A 24,090-nucleotide genomic window follows, 5' to 3' on the forward strand; every position below is an offset into this window, starting at 1 on the left:
AGGGATGGAAAGGATTATAAGACTGATAAAGGGAGAAAATTGAGTTTCATGAGGGGCATTTTTATAAGTTGTTGGATAAATCACAAAAAAAGAAAAAAGTTAGAGGGTACCCTTTTCGGACACCCTCTTTGGTTTACTGGAGCTTCTATTCTTATCATAAGAGTCTGATAATTTGCTTTTTGCAGTATAATATAGAGATGCTTACTAAATTCCTCATTTGTAATTGTTGGATTTGGAAAAGCGGCGTTAAGTTGGCAGAAAGAAGCGGAAATGTTTTGAGCCGATGAAAGGGAGTGTAATGCGCCCTTTCATCGGCTCTTCGTAAACTGTCTTGTTCCGTTTAACTGTTAGGCGGTGGGATCATCTACAATATCACCACCTTCCTCTCCGGTAGCAGCATCTTTGCCTCCCCATTCTACCCAGAAGATGTTGTCACTAATGAGGGTGCGGGTCATTGTAGTGCTGCCTCCCTTGCGATGGGCTTCGGGGATAAAGCGTACACGTACGCCATTGATCTGGCTGGCTTTCACCAAGTCGGCGCTGTCTACGCCGTTACCACCCGCTTGGCAGGTGTAGTAGAACGTGCCCAACCCGTCTAGTTTTACAGTACGGCCTTGGGCCATATAGTCGCCCAACACTCCGCCAAGGGCTTTAAGTACGGCCAGCGTGTCGGCTGGGCTGACGGTGGATTCGGCGGCAAGGCGTTGCGATACTTCGTCGGTCGTGACCGGCTTTCCTACTGTAACAGTCTGCGGATACCATTTACTGTTGATCTTTTTCATTACTTTCTTAAAAAATGCCATAAGCTTTGGTTTTTAGTCTTCGAAACCTTTGTAGGGGCTTGTGGGGCGGGTCGCTCTCGATAGATGTCACTGTTGGGCAGAGAGATGGTCACTGTTGGGCAGAGATGTGGTCACTGTTGGGCAGAAGCATGATTATTGTTGAGCAGAGACGCATCTACGACCCGGTTATAGGTCCGAAGGGGTTTATACTGTAATTTATAATGATACCTCTGGGGGATTGTTCCCTTCGGGTATTGTCGGTTTTTAATCTTGATATACGCATATCTTTCGTCAGGTTTGCTGAAAGCGGCATACCGTTTTCAATGGTGTAGTTACAAAATTAAAAATAATTTGCTTATGGACAAGCGTTGAAGGCACTTTTTATGGCTGTTTTTTCATAGGAAAGATGGTTACTGAATATCTATTATTAGATAACTGGCAGAGTTTTGTTTTCCTGGGGGACTAAAAAGAATCTGTTTAACCTCTCCCATCATAAGAAATAGACGAAAGTGATACAGTCTATCGGCCGGATTGGACTAAGTAAACAAGAGCAATTTAAGGGCTTCTCTTTTTTTCTTTTCAGTATGGGCTATTTTTTTTGCAAATGTAATCCAGATTACATTTTTTTATATTAAAAATCCCTTTCTTTGCATAAATACATAGCATACATACTATGAAGGTAAAAGAATATATCCAATGGTTACTCCCTTCGCGTAAGTGGAGAGTACTTGCGATCATTATAACAGGTGTGATTGTAGGTGGAGGGGCTCTGACCCTTTATATGCTTCGGGCACATACCTATCTGACCGATGATCCGGCTGCTTGTGTTAATTGCCATATCATGGGACCGTATTATGCGACGTGGTTTCATAGTTCGCATAGCAGGAATGCTACATGCAATGACTGTCATGTTCCACACGAAAATGCAGTGAAGAAATGGGTATTCAAGGGAATGGACGGTATGCGTCATGTTGCCGTATTCCTCACCCATGGAGAAAAAGATGTGGTTCGTGCCAATGGTGAAAGCTCGGAGGTGATTATGAATAATTGTATTCGTTGTCATACACAACTGAACACTGAATTTGTAAGTACAGGACGGATAGATTATATGATGTCTCAGGTAGGTGAAGGGAAAGCTTGTTGGGACTGTCATCGGGACGTACCGCATGGAGGAAGTAACAGTGTCGCATCCACTCCTAATGCGTTAGTCCCTTATCCGGATTCTCCTACACCGGAATGGTTGAAAAAAATGATCGAATAATATAGAAAATCAAGATAACAGAATTATGGAAAAGAAACTGAAATCATGGCAAGGATGGTTGTTGTTCTGCGGAGCGATGGTAGTCGTTTTTGTGCTTGGGCTTGTTGTCTCGGCGCTGATGGAACGCCGGGCAGAGACGGTAAGCGTTTTCAATAACAAACGGGTGGAAATTACCGGAATAGAACCACGAAACGAAGTGTTTGGGGATAACTACCCACGTGAGTATGAAACATGGAAAGAAACGGCTAAGACCGATTTCAAGAGTGAATTTAACGGTAACGAAGCGGTAGATGTACTTGCACAACGTCCCGAGATGGTGGTGCTTTGGGCCGGCTATGCATTCTCAAAAGATTATTCGACTCCGAGGGGACATATGCATGCTATTGAGGACATTACACATTCACTCCGTACCGGTGCGCCGATGGATGATAAAAGCGGGCCGCAGCCTTCTACCTGCTGGACTTGTAAGAGTCCGGACGTTCCTCGCATGATGGAAGCTATTGGAGTGGATTCGTTCTATAATAATAAGTGGGGAGCTTTCGGTAGTGAGATCGTCAATCCGATAGGTTGCGCCGATTGTCATGAACCGACAAATATGAAATTGCATATCAGCCGTCCGGCTTTGCGCGAGGCATTTGCCCGTCAGGGGAAAGATATCGATAAAGCGACTCCGCAGGAAATGCGTTCGTTGGTATGCGCACAATGCCACGTGGAATATTATTTCAAGGGAGATGGCAAATACCTGACTTTCCCTTGGGATAAAGGATTTTCGGTAGAAGATATGGAAGCCTACTATGACGAGGCCGACTTTGCCGATTATACACATGCACTGAGCAAAGCCCGTATACTGAAAGCACAACATCCGGATTACGAGATCTCTCAGATGGGAATTCATGCCCAACGCGGAGTGTCGTGCGCCGATTGTCATATGCCCTACAAAAGCGAGGGAGGCATGAAATTCAGCGATCACCACATTCAGAGTCCGTTAGCTATGATCGACCGGACTTGTCAGGTTTGTCATCGTGAGAGCGAAGAGACATTGCGGAATAATGTATATGACCGTCAGCGTAAAGCGAATGAAATTCGTGGCCGTCTGGAACAGGAGTTGGCTAAAGCGCATATTGAAGCTAAATTCGCCTGGGATAAAGGTGCGACGGATACTCAGATGGCAGAGGCGTTGAAGTTGATTCGCCAGGCCCAGTGGAGATGGGATTTCGGTGTGGCTTCACACGGTGGTGCGTTCCATGCTCCGCAAGAGATACAGCGCATTCTGGGACACGGACTTGATAAAGCTTTGCAGGCCCGTCTTGCCATCTCAAAAGTGTTGGCTCAGCATGGCTATACAGCCGATGTGCCGATGCCTGATATTTCGACTAAAGAGAAAGCGCAGCAGTATATCGGTCTCGATATGCAGAAAGAGCGTGAAGCGAAAGATAAATTCCTGAAAACAGTAGTACCCGAATGGTTGGAGAAAGCGAAGGCTAACGGTCGTCTGGCTAAACTGTAAACTATGTGGCAGAAACCTTGGGGATATAAAGAAGGGTTCGCCATCTGTGGCGGACTTTTTCTGACAGGCATTTTCCTGCAAATGACGGTGGGGAAGTGCACGCTTTCCATTCTTTCTTACCCTGTGAATGTGTGTGTAGGGTTGCTATATGTCGTTATCTTGTTATCGGCCTACACCTTTTCACAAAAGAGTTATTTTATCCGGTGGATGGGGAGCTGTCAGGCTGCCGTTTCATCCATGGTGTCAGTGGCCGTGCTCACTGTAGTGATGGGACTGATCCGCCAGGTGAAGTCCGATATACCTTTGTCCGGTATTGAAAACTGGTTGGGATTTTCGCAAATGTTGTCCGCCTGTTCGTTTGTGCTGTTGTTCCTCTGGATGGTCACTTTGTTGGGGTTGACCACCATTCGGAGGATTCATCATTTCCATTGGCGGGACGTTCCTTTTGTGCTGAACCATCTGGGACTTTTCCTTGCACTGACCGGAGCTGTATTGGGAAATGCCGATATGGAGCGTCTGCATATGACTACAAAGATAGGACAAGCCGAATGGCGGGCTTCCGATGAAAATCAGAAAATGCGGGAGCTGCCTTTGGCTATCGAGCTTCAGAACTTTACGATCGATGAATATCCCCCGAAATTGATGTTGATTGACAATGAAACAGGTAAAGCACTGCCGGTCGGGAAGCCGGAAAACCTGCTGATTGAAGATGATTTTCATGCCGGGCATTTGCTCGATTGGGAAATCCACATAGAGAAGAAACTCCCTTTGGCAGCCAGTGTAGCGACTCAGGATACTTTAAACTTTGTGGACTTTCCTTCAATGGGAGCTGCTTATGCTGTCTATCTGACGGCAGTGAATGATAAAACAGGCCGGAAACATGAAGGATGGGTGAGTTGTGGCAGTTTTATGTTTCCTTATAAGGCTATCCGTCTCGACGATCAGACCAGTCTGGTAATGCCCGAGCGTGAACCTCGCCGTTTTGCATCCGAGGTGAAAGTTTATACAGAGTCGGGACGCCGTGATTCGGCCACGATTGAGGTAAATAAACCTTTTGAGTTGGAGGGATGGAAAATATATCAGTTAAGTTATGACGAGTCGAAAGGTCGCTGGAGCGATATAAGCGTGTTTGAACTGGTTCGTGATCCGTGGTTACCGATGGTTTATACCGGTATCTGGATGATGATAGCCGGAGCTGTCTGCCTGTTCGCCCTGTCACAGAAAAGAAAGGAGGACAACGTATGAGTTGGGATCATTTTGTGATATTTGCCATGGCAGCTCTTCTGTGTTGGGCTATCGGTGCCGTTGCCGCATGGAAAGAGAAACGCCAGTTTGTTGTTTATGCAGCCACGTTGGCAGGACTGGCCGTCTTTTTTGCTTTTATCCTTGGGATGTGGATTTCATTGGAACGGCCTCCGATGCGTACAATGGGTGAAACCCGATTGTGGTATTCTTTCTTTTTACCTTTGGCGGGCATCATCACTTATAGCCGCTGGCGATATAAGTGGATTCTGAGTTTCAGCTTTGTTCTTTCGCTTGTATTCATCTGTATCAACCTGTTTAAACCCGAGATACATAATAAAACCTTGATGCCTGCTTTGCAAAGTCCTTGGTTTGCACCGCATGTCATTGTATATATGTTTGCTTATGCTATGTTGGGCGCAGCGGCCGTTATGGCGGTATACCTGCTTTGGATCAAGAAAAAAGCTACCGAAGAACGTGAGATGGAACTGTGTGATAATTTGGTCAATGTAGGACTATCCTTCATGACATTGGGAATGTTGTTCGGAGCTTTGTGGGCTAAAGAGGCCTGGGGGCATTACTGGAGTTGGGATCCGAAGGAAACCTGGGCGGCAGCCACGTGGATAGGCTATCTCTGTTATATCCACTACCGGATGAACAGGCGGCAAAAAGTACGTGTGGCACTTGTCGGGCTCCTCATTTGTTTTGTATTGCTGCAAATGTGTTGGTATGGCATTAATTATCTGCCATCGGCACAGGGAACCAGCGTACATACGTATAATTTGAATTGATAAATCGCTAACTACTAATTACTAATTGAGTTATGAGAATCACGAATCTAATCTGGGCAGCAATGCTTTTTGCACCGCTGTCCGCCTTTGCACAGCAACAAAAGGAGAATCAGTTTACAATTGATGCACAAATACGTACTCGTGGTGAATACCGCAATGGAGTGTTGAACCCCCGTCCCGAAGGCACAAGTCCGACTTTCTTTATCAACGAGCGGGCACGGCTATCCTTAGGTTATCAGCGCGATCGCCTGCAAATGAAACTTGCTGCACAGCATGTAGGGGTGTGGGGGCAGGATCCGCAGATCGATAAAAACGGACGGTTTATTTTGCACGAAGCTTGGGCACGGCTTGATTTTTCAAAAGGTCTGTTTGCGCAGTTGGGGCGTCAGCCACTCTCGTATGATGATGAGCGTCTGCTTGGCGGACTGGACTGGAATGTGGCAGGCCGCTTCCACGATGCATTGAAGTTGGGGTATGAAAGCAAGATGCACAAGTTGCATTTGATACTGGCTTTTAATCAGAATAATGAAGATCGCTCCTATGGTGGCACTTATTATGCTCCCGGTGGACAGCCTTATAAAACCATGCAAACGGTATGGTATAATGGCCGGTGGGCTAAAGATTTCACTGCTTCACTGCTTTTTATGAATACCGGATTTGAAACAGGGACGGAAGAAAAGGGTAAAACTGCTAATATGCAGACGATGGGTACTTATCTGGTGTATACACCCGGGGCATGGTTGCTGAACGGTAGCGTCTATTACCAGTCGGGTAAAAACAAAGCCGACAAGAAGGTATCTGCTTATATGTTCAGCTTGAAAGCCGGGTATAAGATTGATCCAAAGTGGAGTGTAAGCCTCGGCACGGACTACCTGAGCGGAGATCCCGACAGTAAGAAGGTAACTACTTTTGATCCGCTTTACGGGACACATCATAAATTCTATGGAGGAATGGATTATTTTTATGCATCGGCTTATAACAAAGGTTTGTGGGACAAAATACTCAGTGTTGATTTCAAGCCGACCCAAAAGATAGGGCTTTCACTGAATTATCACCATTTTTCTACGACTTATGACGTAACGGCCACAGACGGTAAAGAAGGACGTAGTCTGGGATCGGAGTTCGATTTGCAGGTAGATTATGCTTTGATGAAAGATGTAAAACTGACAGCCGGTTATTCGACCATGCTTGGAACTAAATATATGGACATTGTAAAAGGTGGCAGCCATAAGAGCTGGCAGGACTGGGGATGGCTGACACTGAACATCAATCCGCGTATTTTATTTACCAAGTGGTAGGATTGGTACGGGAGAAAATGCTATCTTTGCTAAAAAGACAAGCATTGTGGTAAAAGTAGAGTTTACAGACGAATATCAAAAAATCTTGTGGCAGATATCTTTATTTAAGGATATGGATGTCAGTTTGCAACGTCGGCTGCCTTTGGAACTGGAACTTTCGGTGTACGAGGTTGCCAGGAAAGAGGTCGTATTGAAGCAGGACACCTATTGCAATCATTTGTATGTATTGCTGAAGGGAGAACTGGAGGTCAATATCGTTGATGTGGCAGGAAATCTGGTGAAGGTAGAAGATATCCGTGCTCCCCGTGCTTTTGCCACACCCCATCTGTTTGGCGATAAAAATCTCTTGCCTGCTACGTTTACTGCCAGCGAAGATTCTGTTTTGCTGATGGCTACCCGTACTTCCGTTTTTAAGTTGATCAGTTCCGTACCCGATTTACTGCACCGTTTCCTGTGTGTCACAGGCAATTGTAACAAGTGTACGGTCACCCGTCTGAGGATTCTTTCTTACAAGATGCTGCGCAGCCGTTTGGTTTATTACTTCATGGAGCATAAGACTTCTCCGAATACGGCTATATTGGAGCATAATCAGGTCCAGTTGGCAGAATATCTGGGGGTAACCCGCCCTGCACTTTCGAAAGAAATAAATAAGATGATGAAGGAGGGCCTGATTTCAATCAATAAGAAAGTGGTGACGCTGGAAGATATGGCGGCACTTAAAGAATATATTTGAAAGGGCTGTGCCAAGAGTCTTTTCACCACAGATCACCACAGATTATCAATATTGATAATCAATGGCTTAAAATTTACTCTGTGCCTTCTGTGGTGAGTTTCGACACACCCTTCTCAATGCTTTGCTCCAAATCTTGTAGCCTTCCTCCGTCAGATGGAGTCCGTCCGTAGTCAGTTCTTTCCGCATCACATTGCTACCTTTCTCCGTAAATAGAGGGAAAAGGTTGATAAAAGGTATTTTCCTGTCTTTGGCAAGTGCTTCCAACTTACTGTTGATTTCGGGTATCAGGTCGGTTTTACCGGTCATTGTTTTGTATCGTCCGAACGATTCGTTAATGGGTAAAAGACTCTGCAGATAGAGTTCGGTGGATGGTGATCCGGTTCCTATTTTGTCTATGACCAGAGTAACCAGTTCTACCACACTATCGGCACTCAGGTTGTGTGACACATCGTTTATTCCTGCCATCAGGAAAATCTTCCGGGGAGTGCCGGGCAATATCTGGAAAAGACGTTGGTAAATTCCCATTGCTCCGTCACCGATGATTCCGCGGTTTCTTATATTCTTTTTATTCAGGCGTATGCTCCAGTCTCCGCCGTTTTCGGTGAGGCTGTTGCCCACCATTACGATATCCTTCGGCCCGATGGGAGCATCTGCTTCAAATTCCAGGAAACGTTTGTAATAATGATCCGTATATACTTGTGCGGGCGGGCAGATAGAAGCGGCTACTGCATTGGCAACCAGCGAACGGAGGCGGACTACACTGTGTCCGTCTTCAGGATGCACGGCGTTGATGAGCAGGATGACGGCCGTGTCGTTATCTGGGTCAATCAGGATGGAAGTACCCGTATATCCTGTATGCCCGAAGGTGTTCGGGCCGAAGAGATCGCCATGATTTGAGGCATAGGCTGAGAAGACATCCCATCCCGGAGTGCGTCCCAGTCCGGCTACTTCGCGGGGAACGGTACGCATGGTTTTTACCCCCAGTGGGCTGAGAATACGGCGACCATTATATTCGCCCCCATTCAGCAAGGCAGCTGCGAGAACGGCAATATCATTGGCGTCCGAGAAGACCCCTGCATTGCCGGAGATTCCTCCGTTCAGGATGCGCGCCAACGGATCGTGCACCTGTCCGCAGAGTACACTTCCGTCTTTTTGCTTCTCGGTAGGTGCAATCAAATCCATCCAGGGGTAATCTACGGTATTTATCCACTTTCCGTCTTTCTGCTGTACGGTGGGCAGATAATCGGTGTGCTGCATGCCCAGGACATTGAAGATATTCTCTTTGGCAAAGTCTCGCAGGTTTTGTCCGGTAATGACTTCGATGACATGTTGCAAGGTGATATAGTTGAGGCAACTATACTGAAAATTCGTTTGAGGCTTGAAGTCACGTTTGCAAGTGGAAATATACTTCATGAGCCCTTCCGGATTGGGTGAACCGTACTCTTTCTGTAACTCGGCTACCGGTGCGTAAGGTGGAAGGCCCGAAGTGTGAGTCATAAGGTCTACAATGCGGATGTCCTGTTTCTCTCCGTTCTCTCCCTGCCATTCCCGGAAGTCAGGCAGGTAGAGGTTGACGCGATCGAGTAGGCGCAGTAGTCCGCGTTCAATCAGAATCATGGCAGAAACAGCAGTCGACATCGGCTTGCTGCAAGAAGCCATATCGAAGACGGTATTTATCTCCATCGGTTCTATATTGGGATAGATCCGCCGGTTACCATAAGCCTTGAGATAGGCCATTTTGCCATGACGGACCACGGCGAGTACGGCTCCCGGTATTTCTTTGTTAAGGATCGCCTTCTGAATAGCCTCGTCGGCATGCAACAGACGGTGAGAATCCATGCCTACTTGCTCGGGGGCAACGCGTGGCAGAGGTTGTGCGACAGCTTGCAGACTGCAGAACAGAAGCGCCAAAGCGGTGAGCAGAGATTTCGTCCCTTTTCTTTCCTGCAGGGAGATGGGGGAGAAGTGAACTTTGTTTTTCGTATTCATGGTATTGTAAGTTTAGGAGGGTTCGGTTTTGTTATCCGGCTTTATATGCATCTACCGCTTTTTTCACGGAACCGTGCATCAGCAACAGTGCTTTAGCCTTGTCATATTCTAACCCGAGTTCTTCGACAATCATGCGTGTGCCGCGGTCCACCAACTTCTGGTTGCTAAGCTGCATATTGACCATCTTGTTGCCTTTCACGCGTCCCAGTTGAATCATAACCGAGGTTGTGATCATGTTCAGAATCATCTTCTGTCCTGTTCCTGATTTCATGCGCGAACTGCCTGTTACATATTCGGGACCTACGATCATTTCGATGGGTACATCGGCTTCTGCGGCCATCGGCGAGTTCGGGTTGCTGGTGATGCAACCGGTGAGGATGCCGTGCTCGCGTGCCGCATGCATGGCTCCGATCACATAGGGAGTCGTACCTGAGGCTGCAATACCGATGACGGTATCTTTACTGTTGATGTTATGTTCCGTCAGTTCTTCCCACCCCCGGGTGGTATTGTCTTCGGCATTCTCTACCGGATTACGCAAGGCGGTATCTCCGCCTGCAATCAGCCCGATGATCAATGTGGGAGGCATCCCGAAAGTGGGAGGGATCTCTGAAGCATCGAGAACCCCGAGGCGTCCGCTGGTTCCGGCCCCCATGTAGAAGATGCGTCCCCCCTGTTTCATGCGGGGGACAATCTGTGTGACTAACTTTTCAATTTGAGGAATAGCTTTCTGTACGGCAAGAGCCACCTTTTGGTCTTCAGTATTGATATCTTCCAGTATTTCGCGGACCGACTTCTTCTCAAGATCACTGTAGAGCGAGGGTTGCTCGGAAATCTTGACGAAGGATGTTTTATCTGATTTTTCTATATTACTATTCATGTTTTTGTTCTATAATTCGTATACGTTACTCGTGAAATTTAATCAGTCCTTCCATCGGACTCTTGATAATCGTTCCCAGGTGAATCCCCATTGCCTTACACGCCTCCGACAGTAATTCTTTGTAGTAGAACGCTACTGAACCGATGAAATGGACCCGGGCATGCTGGTAGTCGTATTGCATTACATTGCGTTTCAGGAACTTTTTAAAGCTGTTCAGAACCAGTTCGCGTATGGCCGGTTCATCGAGGTGTTCGACCAGGAATGGAGAGAAACTTGCCAGGAAACGATTTGGAAACGGTTGGCGATATACCCGGTCGATAATTTCGGCAGGCGTCAGGTTGTATTGTTCCAGGAACTTTTCTTTAAGTCCCGGAGTCATTTGATTCTTAAGGATATCGCCTACCAGCAGCTTGCCCAAAACCGCTCCACTGCCTTCGTCACCCAGAATAAATCCTAATGGCGATACATTGCTGACTATGTTTTTACCGTCATAATAACAAGAGTTCGATCCTGTGCCCATGATGCAGGCGATGCCCGGTTGATGGCCACACAGTCCCCTGGCGGCAGCAAGCATGTCCGTACTGACCTCAATCTCTCCGCTGACTTGCAGATGCGCAGCTATGGCTTTGCGCACCGTTTCTATTTTGTCGGGGAAAGCGCAACCGGCTCCATAGAAGTGAACAGTCTCGAACTTGTTTGTCTTTAATTGAGGAATCAGGGCGGTTGCTATTTCATTACTGATTTCCTCTTCAGACTGAAAGAAAGGGTTAGTGCCTTTCGTAAAAATCTGCTGGACTAACTGTCCATGCTCTACTACACACCAATCGGTCTTAGTAGAACCACTGTCTGCTATTAGTATCATATCTTTATATATATTTTTTTCTTATACAGGATGTATCCGATACACCAGTTCAGCCCTACGAATAAGATGGCGAATGCTAAAGAACCGGGATAATCGCCGAGCAGGGGGTGGAGGATGATCTTATACACAAATCCGTGAAGGCTGATGGTATGACCGTCATAAGGTATCAGTATGTTGCCCAACAGAATAGAGAGAACGGCTCCGGTCACATAGATGAATAGTGGGTTGACTCCGAACGATTCGAAGAACCGGCTCCATCGTGTATAACCTTTCACGTCGATAATCCATACGAGGAGTGCCAGGAAACTGGATGCCAGTCCGCAAGTGACAATCGCGAATGTCGGTGACCAGATCTTCTTGCTGATTGGACAGCCGTAGCTGAGTAGGAAACCCGCAAAGGTGAGGATAGTGCCAACCAGGAACAGGCGTTCTATTTTTTCATTGATGTCTTTTACTTCCATCAGCAGTTTGCCTACGCAGAAGCCTATCAGCACATGGGCTATCGAAGGTATGGTGCTTAATACACCTTCCGGATCGATGCCGTTGTCTTTGTACATATGTGCCTCGCCCAATACGGCACGGTCCACCACCGCCAGGATGTTGGTACTGTTGTATTCAAATCCGTTTCCGGTGATCAGGATGATGAAGTAACCGATTAGCAAGGCGGCTATCAGGTATGGGATGTATTTATGCTTCATGATTAAAGCGATGATAGCCGTTGCGCCGTAGCAGAGGGCCAATCGCTGCATGACACCCAGGATGCGAATGTGACCGAAAGTCCAGACTGATTCCCCCAGACGGGAGAAGAATGGAATATCTTCGCCGGATAGTGAATTCCAAGTGTGGCAAAACATGGAGAACCATGCGATTCCCAAACCGATGGCAAAGATCACAATGGTTCTTTTAAGTATTTTCAAGGCTGCAGAATGACTGAATTCGAAGTTATACTTTCTTAATGATATATAGGTGGAAATGCCCATGATGAACATGAAGAAAGGAAAGACCAGGTCGGTCGGAGTCAGGCCGATCCATGCCGCATGACCGAGGGGAGCATATACGTAGCTCCAGCTGCCGGGATTGTTGACCATAATCATTCCTGCGATAGTGATACCCCGCAACACATCGAGGGCAAGTAGACGTTTGTTGGCTGTTTGATTCATTGCATTCTTATTTAAGTGTTAAGTTATTCTTTTGTTTCACGTGGACGAGTGCACTGATCCACCAGATAGGCAATCGATACATAGGGGATGCCGGTGTTAGTGGCTAAACCGATTTCACAGGTGCGGCTGTTTGAATAGCCGATACTGATTCCTGCTTTCTCCAGTTGCGGACGTAGTTTGCGTAAAGCATAAGTGTTGAGTTCCGGCCGGGTGAATCCTTTATCTCCGGCAAAGCCGCAACAACCCACCTCTTCTGGAACAAGCACTTGCGTTGAACATAGTCCGGCCAGTGAAATCAGTGTATTCGACAATCCCATTTTACGCATGGAACATGTGATGTGTACGGCTACGGGACGGTCTGTGGGAGTGAATTCCAGTTTATCCCGCAGGAACGTATAGATAAATTCAGCCGGTTCGTATAGCTTCATCTTTTGGATAGTGGCACGCATACGGTGCAGACAAGGGCTCTGGTCGCAAAGTACCGGATACCGTCCCTGTTCGCTGGCCTCCCATAAGGCGGCTTCCAGTTCAGCCGATTTGCTGTCGGCTATATCCAGCATACCTTTGCTTTCCCAAATGGTTCCGCAACAGAGTTTCTCCATCTTGGGCGGGAAGATGACTTCGTATCCCGCTTTCTGAAGCAGAGAGAGCATTTTGTTAATCAAAGGTTGCTCTACGGGAGAATTTTTTGCCAATCCCATAGTTTGGTTGATGCAACTGGGGAAGTAGACCACCTTGTTCTTTGCATCCGGTGCCTTGTTGTTGTCCTTCTTGTGTATCTTATAGCTCATAGGCATGGCCGGTGTCCATTGCGGAAGTCCCCATACGTTGTGCATCTTTCGAGTAATGGAAGTCATCCTGGAAGTTCCCAGCAGGCTGTGTGTCGTATTGGCAAGTGACAGTACCGGTCGCAGGGCATTTTTTATTCCTGCGAAATGATTGGCGGCAAATTTCCCCGCCTTATAACCGGTGCTGTTGGACGGTAGCTCTGCCTGACGCAGGAGGTGGGTCAGGTCACCGGTATTGATACCCATCGGACAAGACGTGGCACACAGGCCGTCACCGGCACAGGTCTGATTACCCGGATACCGGTATAACTTGGACAGTGTTTCCAGTAACTGCGGATTTTCCCCGCTTTTTTTCAGGCGTGAGATTTCCCTCTGTATGACAATACGCTGGCGTGAGGAGAGCGTGAATCCGCACGAGAGACAGTTCACTTCGCAGAATCCGCATTCGATACACCGGTCTATCTGGCGTGTCACTTCGGAGCCTTCTCCTATTGCCAATGGTGAGAGAGGCTTGAAATGTTTGATATGGCATTGAGGGTCGTCGTTGAAGATAACGCCCGGATTAAATAATCCTTTGGGGTCAAAGAGTTGTTTTACCGCCTTCATGATAGCGAAAGCTTCTTCTCCCCATTCCTGCTTTACGAACGGAGCCATGTTTCGTCCTGTGCCGTGTTCTGCCTTTAATGAGCCGTCATATTTGTCCACTACCAGTTCTTTTATGTCGTTCATCAGGGCTTCATACCGTTTTATTTCAACTTCATTACTGAATGACTGGTTGATAATGAAGTGGTAATTGCCTTCTAACGCATGACCGTAAATGCAGGCGTCATCGTATCCGTGCCGGGCAATGAGCTGTTGCAGTTCGGCTGTCGCCTCGGGGAGGTCTTCAATGTGGAAGGCCACATCCTCAATCAGACAGGTTGTTCCCGGAGGACGGGTTCCTCCTACAGAGGGGAAAATGCCCGAACGGATTGCCCAATATTTGGAATATTCCTCGGGACGGTCGGTAAAGTGGACCGGGATGTAGGTTTTAAATGCCTTTAATGTATCTTCGATGACAGTGATGTTGTGGTTGAGCTCTTCCTGTGTGCGTGCTTTGGTTTCGGTCAATACGGCTGTTAGCCCTTCTCCCGTCGGATCATTCACAGAAGCCAGGGATTTCCAGTCGAGCAGTTCCGCACCTTTTACAATCCACTCCCCATCTGTGTTGACGAGTTTTTTCATGGCTACCACTGCACGGCATGCTTCTTTGATGTCGCTGAAATAGAGCATGGCGCTTGCCTTGTGCGGATAGTCGTATTCCGTTTTCATAGTCACACCGGAAAGGAAAGCTAATGTGCCCTCCGAGCCTACCATCAGGTGGGCAATAATATCGAACGGATCATCGTATACGAGGAAGGGAAGAATATTCAACCCTGTTACGTTCTTGATTGAGTATTTATAACGGATACGTGCACTCAGTTCTTTGTTGCTACGTACCTGGTCACGTAGCTCGCAGATGCGGCGGAGGAAATCGGGATGATCTTCTTCAAAGTTTTCTCGGGATTCCTGGCTGGCGGTATTAAGATAATATCCGTCAGGGAGTATGATACGTACCGACAGCAGCATCTTATCACTGTTGGCATGTGTCCCGCAGTTCATGCCCGAAGCATTGTTCATTACGATTCCACCTACCATGGCGCTTTTTATGGAAGCCGGATCGGGAGCAAATTTACGTCCGTAAGGTGCGAGGATCTCGTTTACCCGTTGTCCGATGATACCGGGCTCCAGGTAAATCTGTTCGTGATCGGGTGAGAGTTCGTAGTGATCCCAGCCTTTGCCGGCTATAATCAGAACAGAGTCACTGATGGACTGTCCCGAAAGACTGGTTCCGGCAGCGCGGAAAGTTACCGGTATATTATATCTGTCGGCCAGATAGATCATTTCGAATACTTCATCGTCGTCGATCGAGTTAACTACAATTAGAGGAATCAGTCGGTAGAAACCCGCATCTGTCCCCCATGCCAGGCGATGGAGCTCGTCGGTAAATATTCTATCCTGTGGGATAAATCGGCTGATGTCTCGCAGGAATTCGTCATAGTTTCTTTCCGTTTTCATTGTTTCTTTGTTTGTCGGGCACTCCTCGGTCCCAGTTTTTATTTATACAAATAATACTTCTTCGACAGCCGGCGGAAGTCGTCAACGTCTTTGTACCAATAATCGCGGACGTCTTCCCAGCGGTTGCGCTGACTGAAACGTTCGCGTACTTCTTTGGAGCCGCTGACGAGATCGAACATACGGAAACGTCCTTTATCGGCATGGTCGAATACGGCCCGGCCCGGATAGAGTACAGCTATCTCCTGCATCACGTAAAACTGTATCTCGCTTAGTGCAGCTTTATTAAAGTCCACAATATGTACTTGTACGCCTTGCAGATGTTCCCCTTTGCCTACCGAATAGAAGGGTTTGAGGTGCATCGGACGGAATATCACTCCCGGCAGGTTCAGACGGTTCAGGTTATCAGCCAATCTGTCTGCCTCTATCCAAGGAGCGGCAAACATTTGGAACGGAATGGTATAACCCACACCAATCGACATATAGCCCAGTTCGCCGAGTATCCCCGAAACGGGATAGAAGAAAGCGGAATGCGGATGCGGGATGTGTGGGGACGAAGGAATCCATTGGAGTCCTGTCTGTACATAATCCATTTTTCGCTTCCACCCCTTCATTTTCACAACATGCAGGTTGCATGGCCTGCCCAACATTTGTTCTCCATTGAGCATCAGTGCAAGCTCGCCACAAGTAAGTCCGTAAAGGTACGGAATTTTAAATTGGCTGACAAAAGATATGTATCCATCTTCTACGAGATTCCCTTCTATTTTTAATCCGCCTATCGGATTGGGGCGGTCAAGGACAATAAACTCTTTACCATTTTCGGCGGCAGCTTCCATAGCCACTCCCATGGTGCTGATATAGGTGAACGAGCGGCAGCCGATGTCCTGTATGTCATATACCAATACATCAATGTCTTTTAGCATTTCAGGGCTCGGTTTACGCGTTTTGCCATAGAGTGAATAAACGGGTAGTCCGGTAGTGGGGTCGTTCGTGTTATCCACTTTGTCGCCGGCATGCACATCACCCCGTACACCATGCTCCGGTCCGTACAGAGCCACTAAGTTGACATTGGGCGCTTCATGAAGAATGTCGATAGTGGACCGCAACTGATTGTCTACACCGGTCGGGTTGGTGATCAGTCCTACACGTTTTCCTTCAAGACATTTGAAGTTTTGTTCTTTTAGGACTTCAATACCTGTTTTGATACGGATTCCCGGAGGTTTTACACCTGGTTCCATCCCTTGGGAAAGGGGAGTATTGGAAACAAGGATAAAAAGAATGAGCAAAAGTCTCAATATACTTCTTTTATGTGTCATAATCTTATCTTTTTTTAGTTATCCTACCAATGCCTGGAGTAACTTTATTTCTTCTCCTCGGCAATATTCTCTTTTTTCTTCCCATAATCGGGGTCTATCTTGATGAAGGCACATACGGCAATTGTGGCGGCACAACAAGCCATTACCCAGATAAAGAAGTTTTCGTATCCGATCAGTTCCTGTAACCAGCCGGCGGCCATGCCCGGCAGCATCATGCCTAATGCCATGAAAGCAGTGCAGATGGCATAGTGCGCCGTCTTATGTTCTCCGTCAGAGTAGTAAATCAAGTAAAGCATATAGGCTGTGAATCCGAACCCGTAACCAAACTGTTCGATAAATACGCACAGGTTGATGATCACAAAGTTCTGTGGCTGGAAGTAACCCAGATATACAAAGGTGAGGCAGGTCAGCGACAGGCTCCATGCCATTGGCCACAACCATTTTTGCAGTCCTCCTTTGGCTGCACAAATACCGCCGACGATGCCTCCTAATGTCAGTCCGATGATGCCGATGGTTCCGTAAACCAATCCTACTTCGGCGGTAGTCAGTCCTAATCCGCCTTTCTCGACAGGATCGAGCAGGAATGGGTTGATGAGCTTCACTAACTGTGCTTCAGGGAAGCGATAGAATAGCATAAAGAGGATGGCTACTCCAGCCTGTTTTTTGCGGAAAAAAGAGGCAAAGGTTTCTATGAATCCATTGAAAATGGCGCTTGCGCTGTTCTCACCTACTACTGCTTTGTCACTGTCAGGTTTCGGTAATACACATTTGTGGTAGAGGCAAAAAGCGAGGAACAGTCCTGCAAGGATAAAGAAGGTGATGCTCCATCCGTATTTAATACTGCCTGTCCATATTTCCAGGCCGCCGGCAAGCATCACCAACAAACCTTGCCCGGCAATTGTGGCAATGCGGTAGAAGGTACTGCGTATCCCTACATAAAGTGCCTGGTCTTGTACGTTCAGTGCCAGCATATAAAATCCGTCGGCAGCAATGTCATGCGTAGCCGAACTGAAGGCCACCAGCCAGAAGATGGCAAGGGTGGTCTGGAAAAAATTTGGCATGGGTATGGTGAAAGCGATTCCTGCCAGTCCGGCACCAACCAGCAACTGCATGCTGATTACCCACCAGCGCTTGGTTTTCAATAAGTCGACGAACGGGCTCCAAAAGGGCTTGATGACCCAGGGCAGATAGAGCCAGGAGGTGTAGAGTGCAATATCCGTGTTGGAGATACCCAGATTCTTGTACATAATTACCGAAATAGTCATTACGGCTACATAAGGTAATCCTTGTGCAAAGTACAGGGTCGGAATCCATGCCCATGGTGATATGGTCTTGTTTTTCATGATAAGAGTGTGTGTTTAATAAAGTTTATCTATCGTTGCACCGATGTAGTAATGCAATAAAATAGTATCGTATGGGTAACCTTGTTCGCCCATGACGGCTGCTCCTATTTGGCAAAGTCCTACTCCGTGCCCCCATCCGGCACCGGTGAGGATAAACCGTCCCGGTACGTCATCCACGATATCTGCCTTGTCGATGACGAAAGCGGAACTGTAAAGGTGAGATGTAGAGAGTGTACGGCGTATTTCCAGTTCCTTACCGATAGTCATGGTCCGTTTGCTCCCTCTGATTTTTAACTTGACAAGCCGTCCGGAGGTTCCCCGTTCCACCGGAATCAGGTCGAGTATCTGTCCATAATCAATGCCCGAACGTTTCAGGATAAGCTCGGAAAGTTCGTCTTGTTTATACTCTATTTTCCAACGATAGAAGTCGGTGGTCTCCTGATCGTAGTTATTTAAAACCTGAGACAATATTTTCTTGTCTTTTGTGTTACAGAAAGATTCGGGTGAGGTTCGAATCCATTGGTCGGCTTCGGACTCTACCCGTAGATCGGGCAGTCCGGATCCTGTTTTGCTGTCTCTTTGCTTGGAAAGATACGGATGCTTGATACCTTCCCAACAATATTGGAACTCTTCGAAAGCACCGCCGCAACATTTTGAGAAACGGGCGTCACAAATGTTTCCTTCCCACATAAGTACTTGTCCGCAGGTGGCAGCGATGGCTTGCCTCACCATTTCGGTTGAGGCACGGGTGATGCCTTGGTAGCGCTGGCAATGGTCGTCGGCGCAAACGTCGAAGTGGGTGTGATCTTCACGGTCGTACCATCTGATAAGCTCCTGGTCGGTCTGTGTGAAAGCTGAATAGAGGCTTTGAGATGCCGTAATTGCTTTGTTCTTATGAATTTGGGCCAATAACCAGCTTCTTGAGATCACTGCATGGGCCTTCAGCAGTTCGAGGCTTGCCGTTGCACTCATCTCCGATGAGATGACACTGGTCAGGTAGTCTTCCACATGAATTACATTGATCCCTGTCAGCTTTTCGTTCTCGACAATGATTTTCAATGCTCCCATAAAGCGTTGGTCTTCTTTCCGTTCCCAATGGAAGTTAATGCCGATGGTGACATTCAGTAATTCGAAAGCATCACTTTCTTCGTGCATGGGTTCAAACAGCAATTCGTCATAAAGGTGTCCTTGCCAGCGGATTTGTCCGTCAACATAGGTCACGACCTGTCTGCCGGCAATCTCTTTTCCTTTGATATGGTAAGAGTTCAGCAGTATGAATTCGATTTGAGGTTCGGACAAAATTCCGACCTGTACTTTAGGCTCTTTCATGATCGTTGTTTTATGCGTTCTATCAATGCACGGAAGTCTGCCGGTTTCAAGCATACCTCACTGAGAATGTCGGCAATATCATTTGCTGTGATTTTCTCAAAGTCCTTCTCCAATGGGGTGATGAAAACGCCACCCATATCTACTGAAGCCGGGCTGATCAGTATATTGGTATCCCCTTGGGCCATATAACATGCAGGGCGGTGTCTGGCGCGGGGAAAGATACAGACAATCTGTTTGCCTCGTTCTTTCCATGCCAATACATTCATCATCGGCTCCTCTTCGCCGGATTTGAGATTCATGGCTCCGTATACGGCGTTGAACAGTGTGACGGCTGCCTCTTTACTTTCCGATTCAATTAAGAGTGTTGTACGGGGAGAGTCGTCCAGTGCCCATAGAGTGGCAGCTTCATTGGTAATTATTTTCTCTGCCCTTTTCTCCTTCCATTCTTGTTCGATGGGAAGGAAGCCTTTGCTACCGGCCTGGAAATGCATATGGTCCGGGGCTGATGCGCCACATTGGGGGCCGTTGTAGAAGACAATATAATCTTCCGCACAATCAGCCAGATCGAGCATATCAGCAAAACGGTACAAGATGCGCTGGTCGACGTGCTGTAGTTCGGAAACTGTCAGGTGCCTGGGGAATATGGGAAACGGATTGACCAATATCTGATAATGGTCTCCGAAAGGAATCCCCTTTTGCATTGGCGGAAGATGGGCCGGACACAGAAAACACTTACGTTCCTGAATCGACTTGTTGTCTACTTTGGCTGCCGATGAAACAATGCGTGCCGGGTTGAACTGCACTTTGTAAAGACAGCCATTCACTTCTACCTCTTTTACACGTACACGCTTCAACGCATCGTAATTCTTTTGCGCCATTTCCCACGAGGTGAGCTGCTCATTCAGCAGGTTCTGTAATTCCTTGTTCATCTTTGTTTTTTGTTTAATGCGATCCGTGCCTGCAATTCCCAGGTACGGATGCGATCTTTGTAAAGGTTGTGTCCATTCATCTTCACAATGTCGAGTGAGGCGTCCGAGTTATCGTCCCATCGGCGGCAGAGGTAGACAACTTCGTATATACGGCCGATCTGGTAGCGGCGTGAGAAATTCAGTCCCAATGCGTAATCTTCACCATAGCTGGTATTGGGGACTTTCACTTCGCGGAGCATCGGTGTATAGAATGCACGGGGAGCACCCAGACCATTAATACGGAGCGCATTGTTGCGTCCGTTTTCCGGGGTCCACTCTTTATGGTCAATGACGCCCGGCGGAATCATGTTCATATCGAAGTCTGTCATCATGTAGGTGCCTACTACCATGGCACAGTTCTGTTCGTAGAAGGCATTGACCATCAGTTGCAGCGCTCTCTCGTGAGCATATACATCGTCACTGTCCAGTTGCACGGCAAACTTGCCGCACAGGGGATGGTACACGCCCAGGTTCCAGCAACCGCCGATACCCAGATCGTTACGCTCGGGAATGAGGTGAATCAGGCGGTCATCCTCTTTATATTCGTCGATGGCTTCGGTAGTGCCGTCGGTAGAATGATTGTCGATAACGATCAGATTGAACTTGAATTCTGTTTTTTGGCTGAGCACCGAACGGATGGCATCGCGTATGGTGCGGATGCGGTTACGTACCGGGATTATCACGGAAGCTTCATATTCAAAGTTATCGGCACTGAACTCTATCTTTTCAAACTCCGGTTTCAGATAACCGCCTATCTCTTTCAGGTGTTCGGTGCAAGTTGCTTCCATTTCGATCTGCCGTTCACGATTCTTCGGGTCTACATAATCGAATATTTTTTCACCACTCTTGCGGGTATCATTCTCTATTTCCGAGTAGAGATATTCGTTGATGTGTACCAGCGGATATTTCTGCGATAGTTTGAGGCGCAGGTCATAGAGACCGGCGAAGTCGTAACTGGTTTTCATCCTCTTGACAGTCTCTTTCAGGGCTGAGGCCTTGAATAGGAGTACAGAGCCGAAGTCAAAATCGTCACGGAGGCTTCCGAACTGATAGTCGATGACAGGGGCATTGCTCTGCTTACCTTCCGTCACCTGATAGTGGTCGGCATATACCATGCCGGCTCCCGAGTCTTTGGCGATATGAATCATCCGTTCGAGTGCGAACATGCCCAACTCGAGTGTGGTATGTTTGGTATAGAGTAATGCATAGTCTGCATCGGAACGCTCAGCAATGGCGTACATGGCAGCACTGTCAGTGAGTTTGTCCACATAGAGCAGTTCGCATCCCGGCAGTGGATCGATGTCGGGAGAGGTGGCGAGGAGGTAGATTTTCTTCACTAAATCTGTAGCCTGTAATCCTTGAACTGTTTTTTCTGCTTGTGCCACTCCCGCATAGGGGATGAAGCAATTGATTGTTGATTCCATAAGCGATTGACGGTCTCTCCCAAAATCTCTCCTACATTGGAGGGGCGGAGGGATACTGCCGATTATTATTGTTATTATTTCATTTTTTTCTCTCTTTATTGTCTTCCGGCCTGTCACTAAGGCAGGTAGTCTCTTTTTTTATTCATCCGATAGATGCATAATTCCGATAATCGGAATAAAGCGTTCGTTTCTTTTCACGATCACTCCATTTACATACCGGAGTAAAGAGCTTTACATACCGGGGTAAAAGGTTTTACACGCTGGGGTAAAAGCCGTTACACGCCGAGGTAAATGCTTTTACATCCGTTCGAAAAAGCCGGTAAATGTAACGCGTTGATAAATAGAGTCATTTATTAAACTACGCATTTACCGGATGAACCTCTCTATTCTCCTCATTACGGGAGGGGAGAACAGTTGAGTCTTCCCACTTCGCCGCCGGTAGCTGTAAACAGTACCTGGTGGCGACTGACGGGAATCACGGTATTAATCAGTGAATTACCGATCTTATGTTTCCACAGTACCTGCCCGGTGCTTGCTTCCAGTGCAAAGATAAGTCCTTCTTTGGTACTACTGAACACTATGCCGTCTTTTTCCATCTGCATGGATGGGGCATGTTCATAGCCGAAACCGACATTAGAGGCCCAGAGCTTTTTCGGGACGTGTCCGATGGTGGAGTAACAGACTACGCTGTCATTCATTGTTTTGCTATAGATCCTTTTTTTGTCGGCGGATAATCCGATGGTTTCGCGTACCATCGACTGGAAGGTACGCCATACAGTTTCTCCTGTCTCCAGGTTGATGGCAGTCATGGCACGTTGCGGGTCGGTGATGAATACTTTTCCGTGTGCAGCTACCGGCCATACGGCAGCGGGTGAGAAGTGCATGCGGGTGAGTCCTCCGGTCCATTTCCAGAGTTCCTTGCCGTTAGTCTTGTCAAGGGCATAGAGCGTATTGTCCCATGCACCGAATATGACTTTGTTTCCTTCTATCAGAGGTTTTGTCTCAACATAGCCCTTGATGCCGGCATAGCTCCACAACACCTTTCCGCTTTTGATGTGGATGGCACGGAAGGTGGAGTCGCTGGCACCGATATAGGCAACTCCTTTTTCAATGGTTACGGCTCCCAATACCGGTTCTCCTGCGGTCACTCGCCAACGTTCTTTACCGGTTCGGGCATCCAGACCGTAAATGTTATGGTCGGCAGAGCCAAAGACGACGACTCCGTCGGCTACATCGGGAGTGCCTACAATACGTTTCCCGGATTGGAAATTCCACAATTTCTGTCCGCTTTTCAAGGTATAGCAGGTCAGAAACCCCAAGTCGTCACCGACATAGACTTTGTCTTTCCAGACAGCAGGTGAGCAGTAAATACCGGCTCCGGTCTGCACTAACCAGTCTGCTTTCACTTGTGGATATTCTTCGTTCACCGCGAAACTGGGATATTTCACTGCTTTTCCGGAACGGTCGTAATAAGGTTTAGTGAGTGACAAGGCAGCCCATCGTTTCATCGGTTCACCGATACGCTGTTCGTAAGTGATAATAGAATCCGGAGTGACATCAAATATGCCATAACCGCCTATGCCATCTTTGTCCCGCAGGTTCGAGCGGGTGAGAATGCCCGGAATCCCGTCGTACGAGAGGAGACGGTTACGGTGATAGTGCCCTCCGATAAAGGTGCGGATATTGTAGGGACGCACGGCATCGGTGACATCATACCAGTTGTCAACATCTCCATCCAGCATGGGGTAGTGGGTGACCAGAATCACAGGCTTGTCTTTCCCTGCTTTGTTCATTTCCTGTTTCATCCATGTGATGTCTTGCGGCACTACATGCCCGTAGGCCATGCGCATTAGCGGACCGGAATTGAATCCAAGGAACAGGAAGCCTTTGTGTTCAAATTCAAATCGCTCTCCTCCGAAAATATCGCTGAATGCGGTGCATCCGGAGTCGCTCCATTTGGTTTCGTGATTACCCAGTATGACATAGTATTTCACCTTCAACTGGTCAAGTATGGACTTTACAAGCAACATGGTGGCACGGTCACCTTCTTCGGTGAGGTCTCCGGTGACTAATACAAAGTCTATTCCCGGCGTGGTGTTAATCTGTTCGACAGAACGCTTCAAATCTTCTGCCGGTTTCGGGTTGTTGGGACTGAGGTGTATGTCCGTCAGTTGTGCAAAGCGGAAAGAACCTGTTGCCTGTGCCTGCACGGCGGCAGGCAACAGGAAAAACAAAATGATTACGAATATAGAAAGCCTTCTATTCATAGATGATGATTTTATTTGTTATTACTACACTTTTCAGTTTCTTGTCAGTGGAACGGTTG

Annotated in this window: 18 protein-coding genes; 6 read left to right on the forward strand and 12 right to left on the reverse strand. The window is 47.5% G+C overall.

The window, feature by feature from the left end; translation table 11 throughout:
- Positions 1-347: 347 nt before the first annotated feature.
- On the reverse strand, positions 348-803 hold the full coding sequence (locus tag KO473_RS15480) for an HU family DNA-binding protein (RefSeq protein ID WP_044299791.1): 456 nt from the start codon (positions 801-803) through the stop codon (positions 348-350).
- Positions 804-1,455: 652 nt separating this feature from the next.
- Here KO473_RS15480 and nrfH point away from each other — a divergent pair.
- The 6 genes from nrfH to KO473_RS15510 are packed head-to-tail and all read left to right on the forward strand — an operon-like array spanning position 1,456 to position 7,614.
- Positions 1,456-2,043, forward strand: coding sequence for a cytochrome c nitrite reductase small subunit (nrfH, locus tag KO473_RS15485; RefSeq protein ID WP_005779097.1), 588 nt, complete (start codon positions 1,456-1,458; stop codon positions 2,041-2,043).
- A gap of 25 nt (positions 2,044-2,068) precedes the next feature.
- Positions 2,069-3,550, forward strand: a complete 1,482-nt coding sequence (gene nrfA / locus KO473_RS15490) for an ammonia-forming cytochrome c nitrite reductase (protein ID WP_005811939.1) — start codon at positions 2,069-2,071, stop codon at positions 3,548-3,550.
- A 3-nt stretch (positions 3,551-3,553) separates the two neighbouring features.
- Positions 3,554-4,795, forward strand: a complete 1,242-nt coding sequence (locus KO473_RS15495) for a cytochrome c biogenesis protein ResB (protein WP_032542875.1) — start codon at positions 3,554-3,556, stop codon at positions 4,793-4,795.
- On the forward strand, positions 4,792-5,583 hold the full coding sequence (gene ccsA / locus KO473_RS15500) for a cytochrome c biogenesis protein CcsA (RefSeq protein WP_005779093.1): 792 nt from the start codon (positions 4,792-4,794) through the stop codon (positions 5,581-5,583). Before KO473_RS15495 ends, ccsA begins: the two co-directional genes overlap by 4 nt.
- 32 nt (positions 5,584-5,615) lie before the next feature.
- Positions 5,616-6,881, forward strand: a complete 1,266-nt coding sequence (locus KO473_RS15505) for an alginate export family protein (protein ID WP_122130421.1) — start codon at positions 5,616-5,618, stop codon at positions 6,879-6,881.
- Between the two features lie 46 nt (positions 6,882-6,927).
- Positions 6,928-7,614 (forward strand): Crp/Fnr family transcriptional regulator, encoded by a 687-nt coding sequence (locus tag KO473_RS15510; protein ID WP_005822874.1) that lies wholly within the window; start codon positions 6,928-6,930, stop codon positions 7,612-7,614.
- 66 nt (positions 7,615-7,680) lie between these two features.
- Here the strand turns inward: KO473_RS15510 and KO473_RS15515 are convergent, their stop codons facing one another.
- From KO473_RS15515 to KO473_RS15565, 11 genes are all read right to left on the reverse strand, one after another.
- Positions 7,681-9,603 (reverse strand): serine hydrolase, encoded by a 1,923-nt coding sequence (locus KO473_RS15515; protein ID WP_005822877.1) that lies wholly within the window; start codon positions 9,601-9,603, stop codon positions 7,681-7,683.
- 31 nt (positions 9,604-9,634) lie between these two features.
- Positions 9,635-10,480 carry an N-acetylmuramic acid 6-phosphate etherase gene (murQ, locus tag KO473_RS15520; RefSeq protein ID WP_005811927.1) on the reverse strand — a complete coding sequence of 282 codons (846 nt, stop codon included), beginning with the start codon at positions 10,478-10,480 and terminating at the stop codon, positions 9,635-9,637.
- Positions 10,481-10,505: 25 nt separating this feature from the next.
- Complete coding sequence (locus KO473_RS15525; RefSeq protein WP_005822879.1) at positions 10,506-11,342, reverse strand: BadF/BadG/BcrA/BcrD ATPase family protein; 837 nt, start codon at positions 11,340-11,342, stop codon at positions 10,506-10,508.
- The gene (locus KO473_RS15530; protein ID WP_005822881.1) at positions 11,339-12,502 is read right to left on the reverse strand and encodes an acyltransferase family protein; all 1,164 of its coding nucleotides are present in this window, start codon (positions 12,500-12,502) and stop codon (positions 11,339-11,341) included. The genes KO473_RS15525 and KO473_RS15530 overlap by 4 nt, the downstream gene beginning before the upstream one ends.
- A gap of 23 nt (positions 12,503-12,525) precedes the next feature.
- A complete protein-coding gene (locus KO473_RS15535; RefSeq protein ID WP_122130420.1) occupies positions 12,526-15,387 on the reverse strand; it encodes an FAD-binding and (Fe-S)-binding domain-containing protein in 2,862 nt (953 codons plus the stop codon).
- A gap of 38 nt (positions 15,388-15,425) precedes the next feature.
- Complete coding sequence (locus KO473_RS15540) at positions 15,426-16,700, reverse strand: exo-beta-N-acetylmuramidase NamZ domain-containing protein (RefSeq protein WP_032540332.1); 1,275 nt, start codon at positions 16,698-16,700, stop codon at positions 15,426-15,428.
- A 44-nt stretch (positions 16,701-16,744) separates the two neighbouring features.
- A complete protein-coding gene (locus tag KO473_RS15545; protein WP_005779073.1) occupies positions 16,745-18,043 on the reverse strand; it encodes an MFS transporter in 1,299 nt (432 codons plus the stop codon).
- A 15-nt stretch (positions 18,044-18,058) separates the two neighbouring features.
- Positions 18,059-19,372, reverse strand: coding sequence for a SpoIID/LytB domain-containing protein (locus KO473_RS15550; RefSeq protein WP_122130419.1), 1,314 nt, complete (start codon positions 19,370-19,372; stop codon positions 18,059-18,061).
- Positions 19,369-20,301, reverse strand: a complete 933-nt coding sequence (locus tag KO473_RS15555; RefSeq protein ID WP_122130418.1) for a DUF4922 domain-containing protein — start codon at positions 20,299-20,301, stop codon at positions 19,369-19,371. The genes KO473_RS15550 and KO473_RS15555 overlap by 4 nt, the downstream gene beginning before the upstream one ends.
- Positions 20,298-21,764, reverse strand: coding sequence for a glycosyltransferase family A protein (locus KO473_RS15560; protein ID WP_005811909.1), 1,467 nt, complete (start codon positions 21,762-21,764; stop codon positions 20,298-20,300). The genes KO473_RS15555 and KO473_RS15560 overlap by 4 nt, the downstream gene beginning before the upstream one ends.
- Before the next feature lie 395 nt (positions 21,765-22,159).
- Positions 22,160-24,031, reverse strand: a complete 1,872-nt coding sequence (locus KO473_RS15565; RefSeq protein WP_122130417.1) for a PQQ-binding-like beta-propeller repeat protein — start codon at positions 24,029-24,031, stop codon at positions 22,160-22,162.
- Positions 24,032-24,090: the final 59 nt, after the last annotated feature.

The sequence above is a fragment of the Bacteroides sp. HF-4919 genome, from assembly GCF_018860125.1.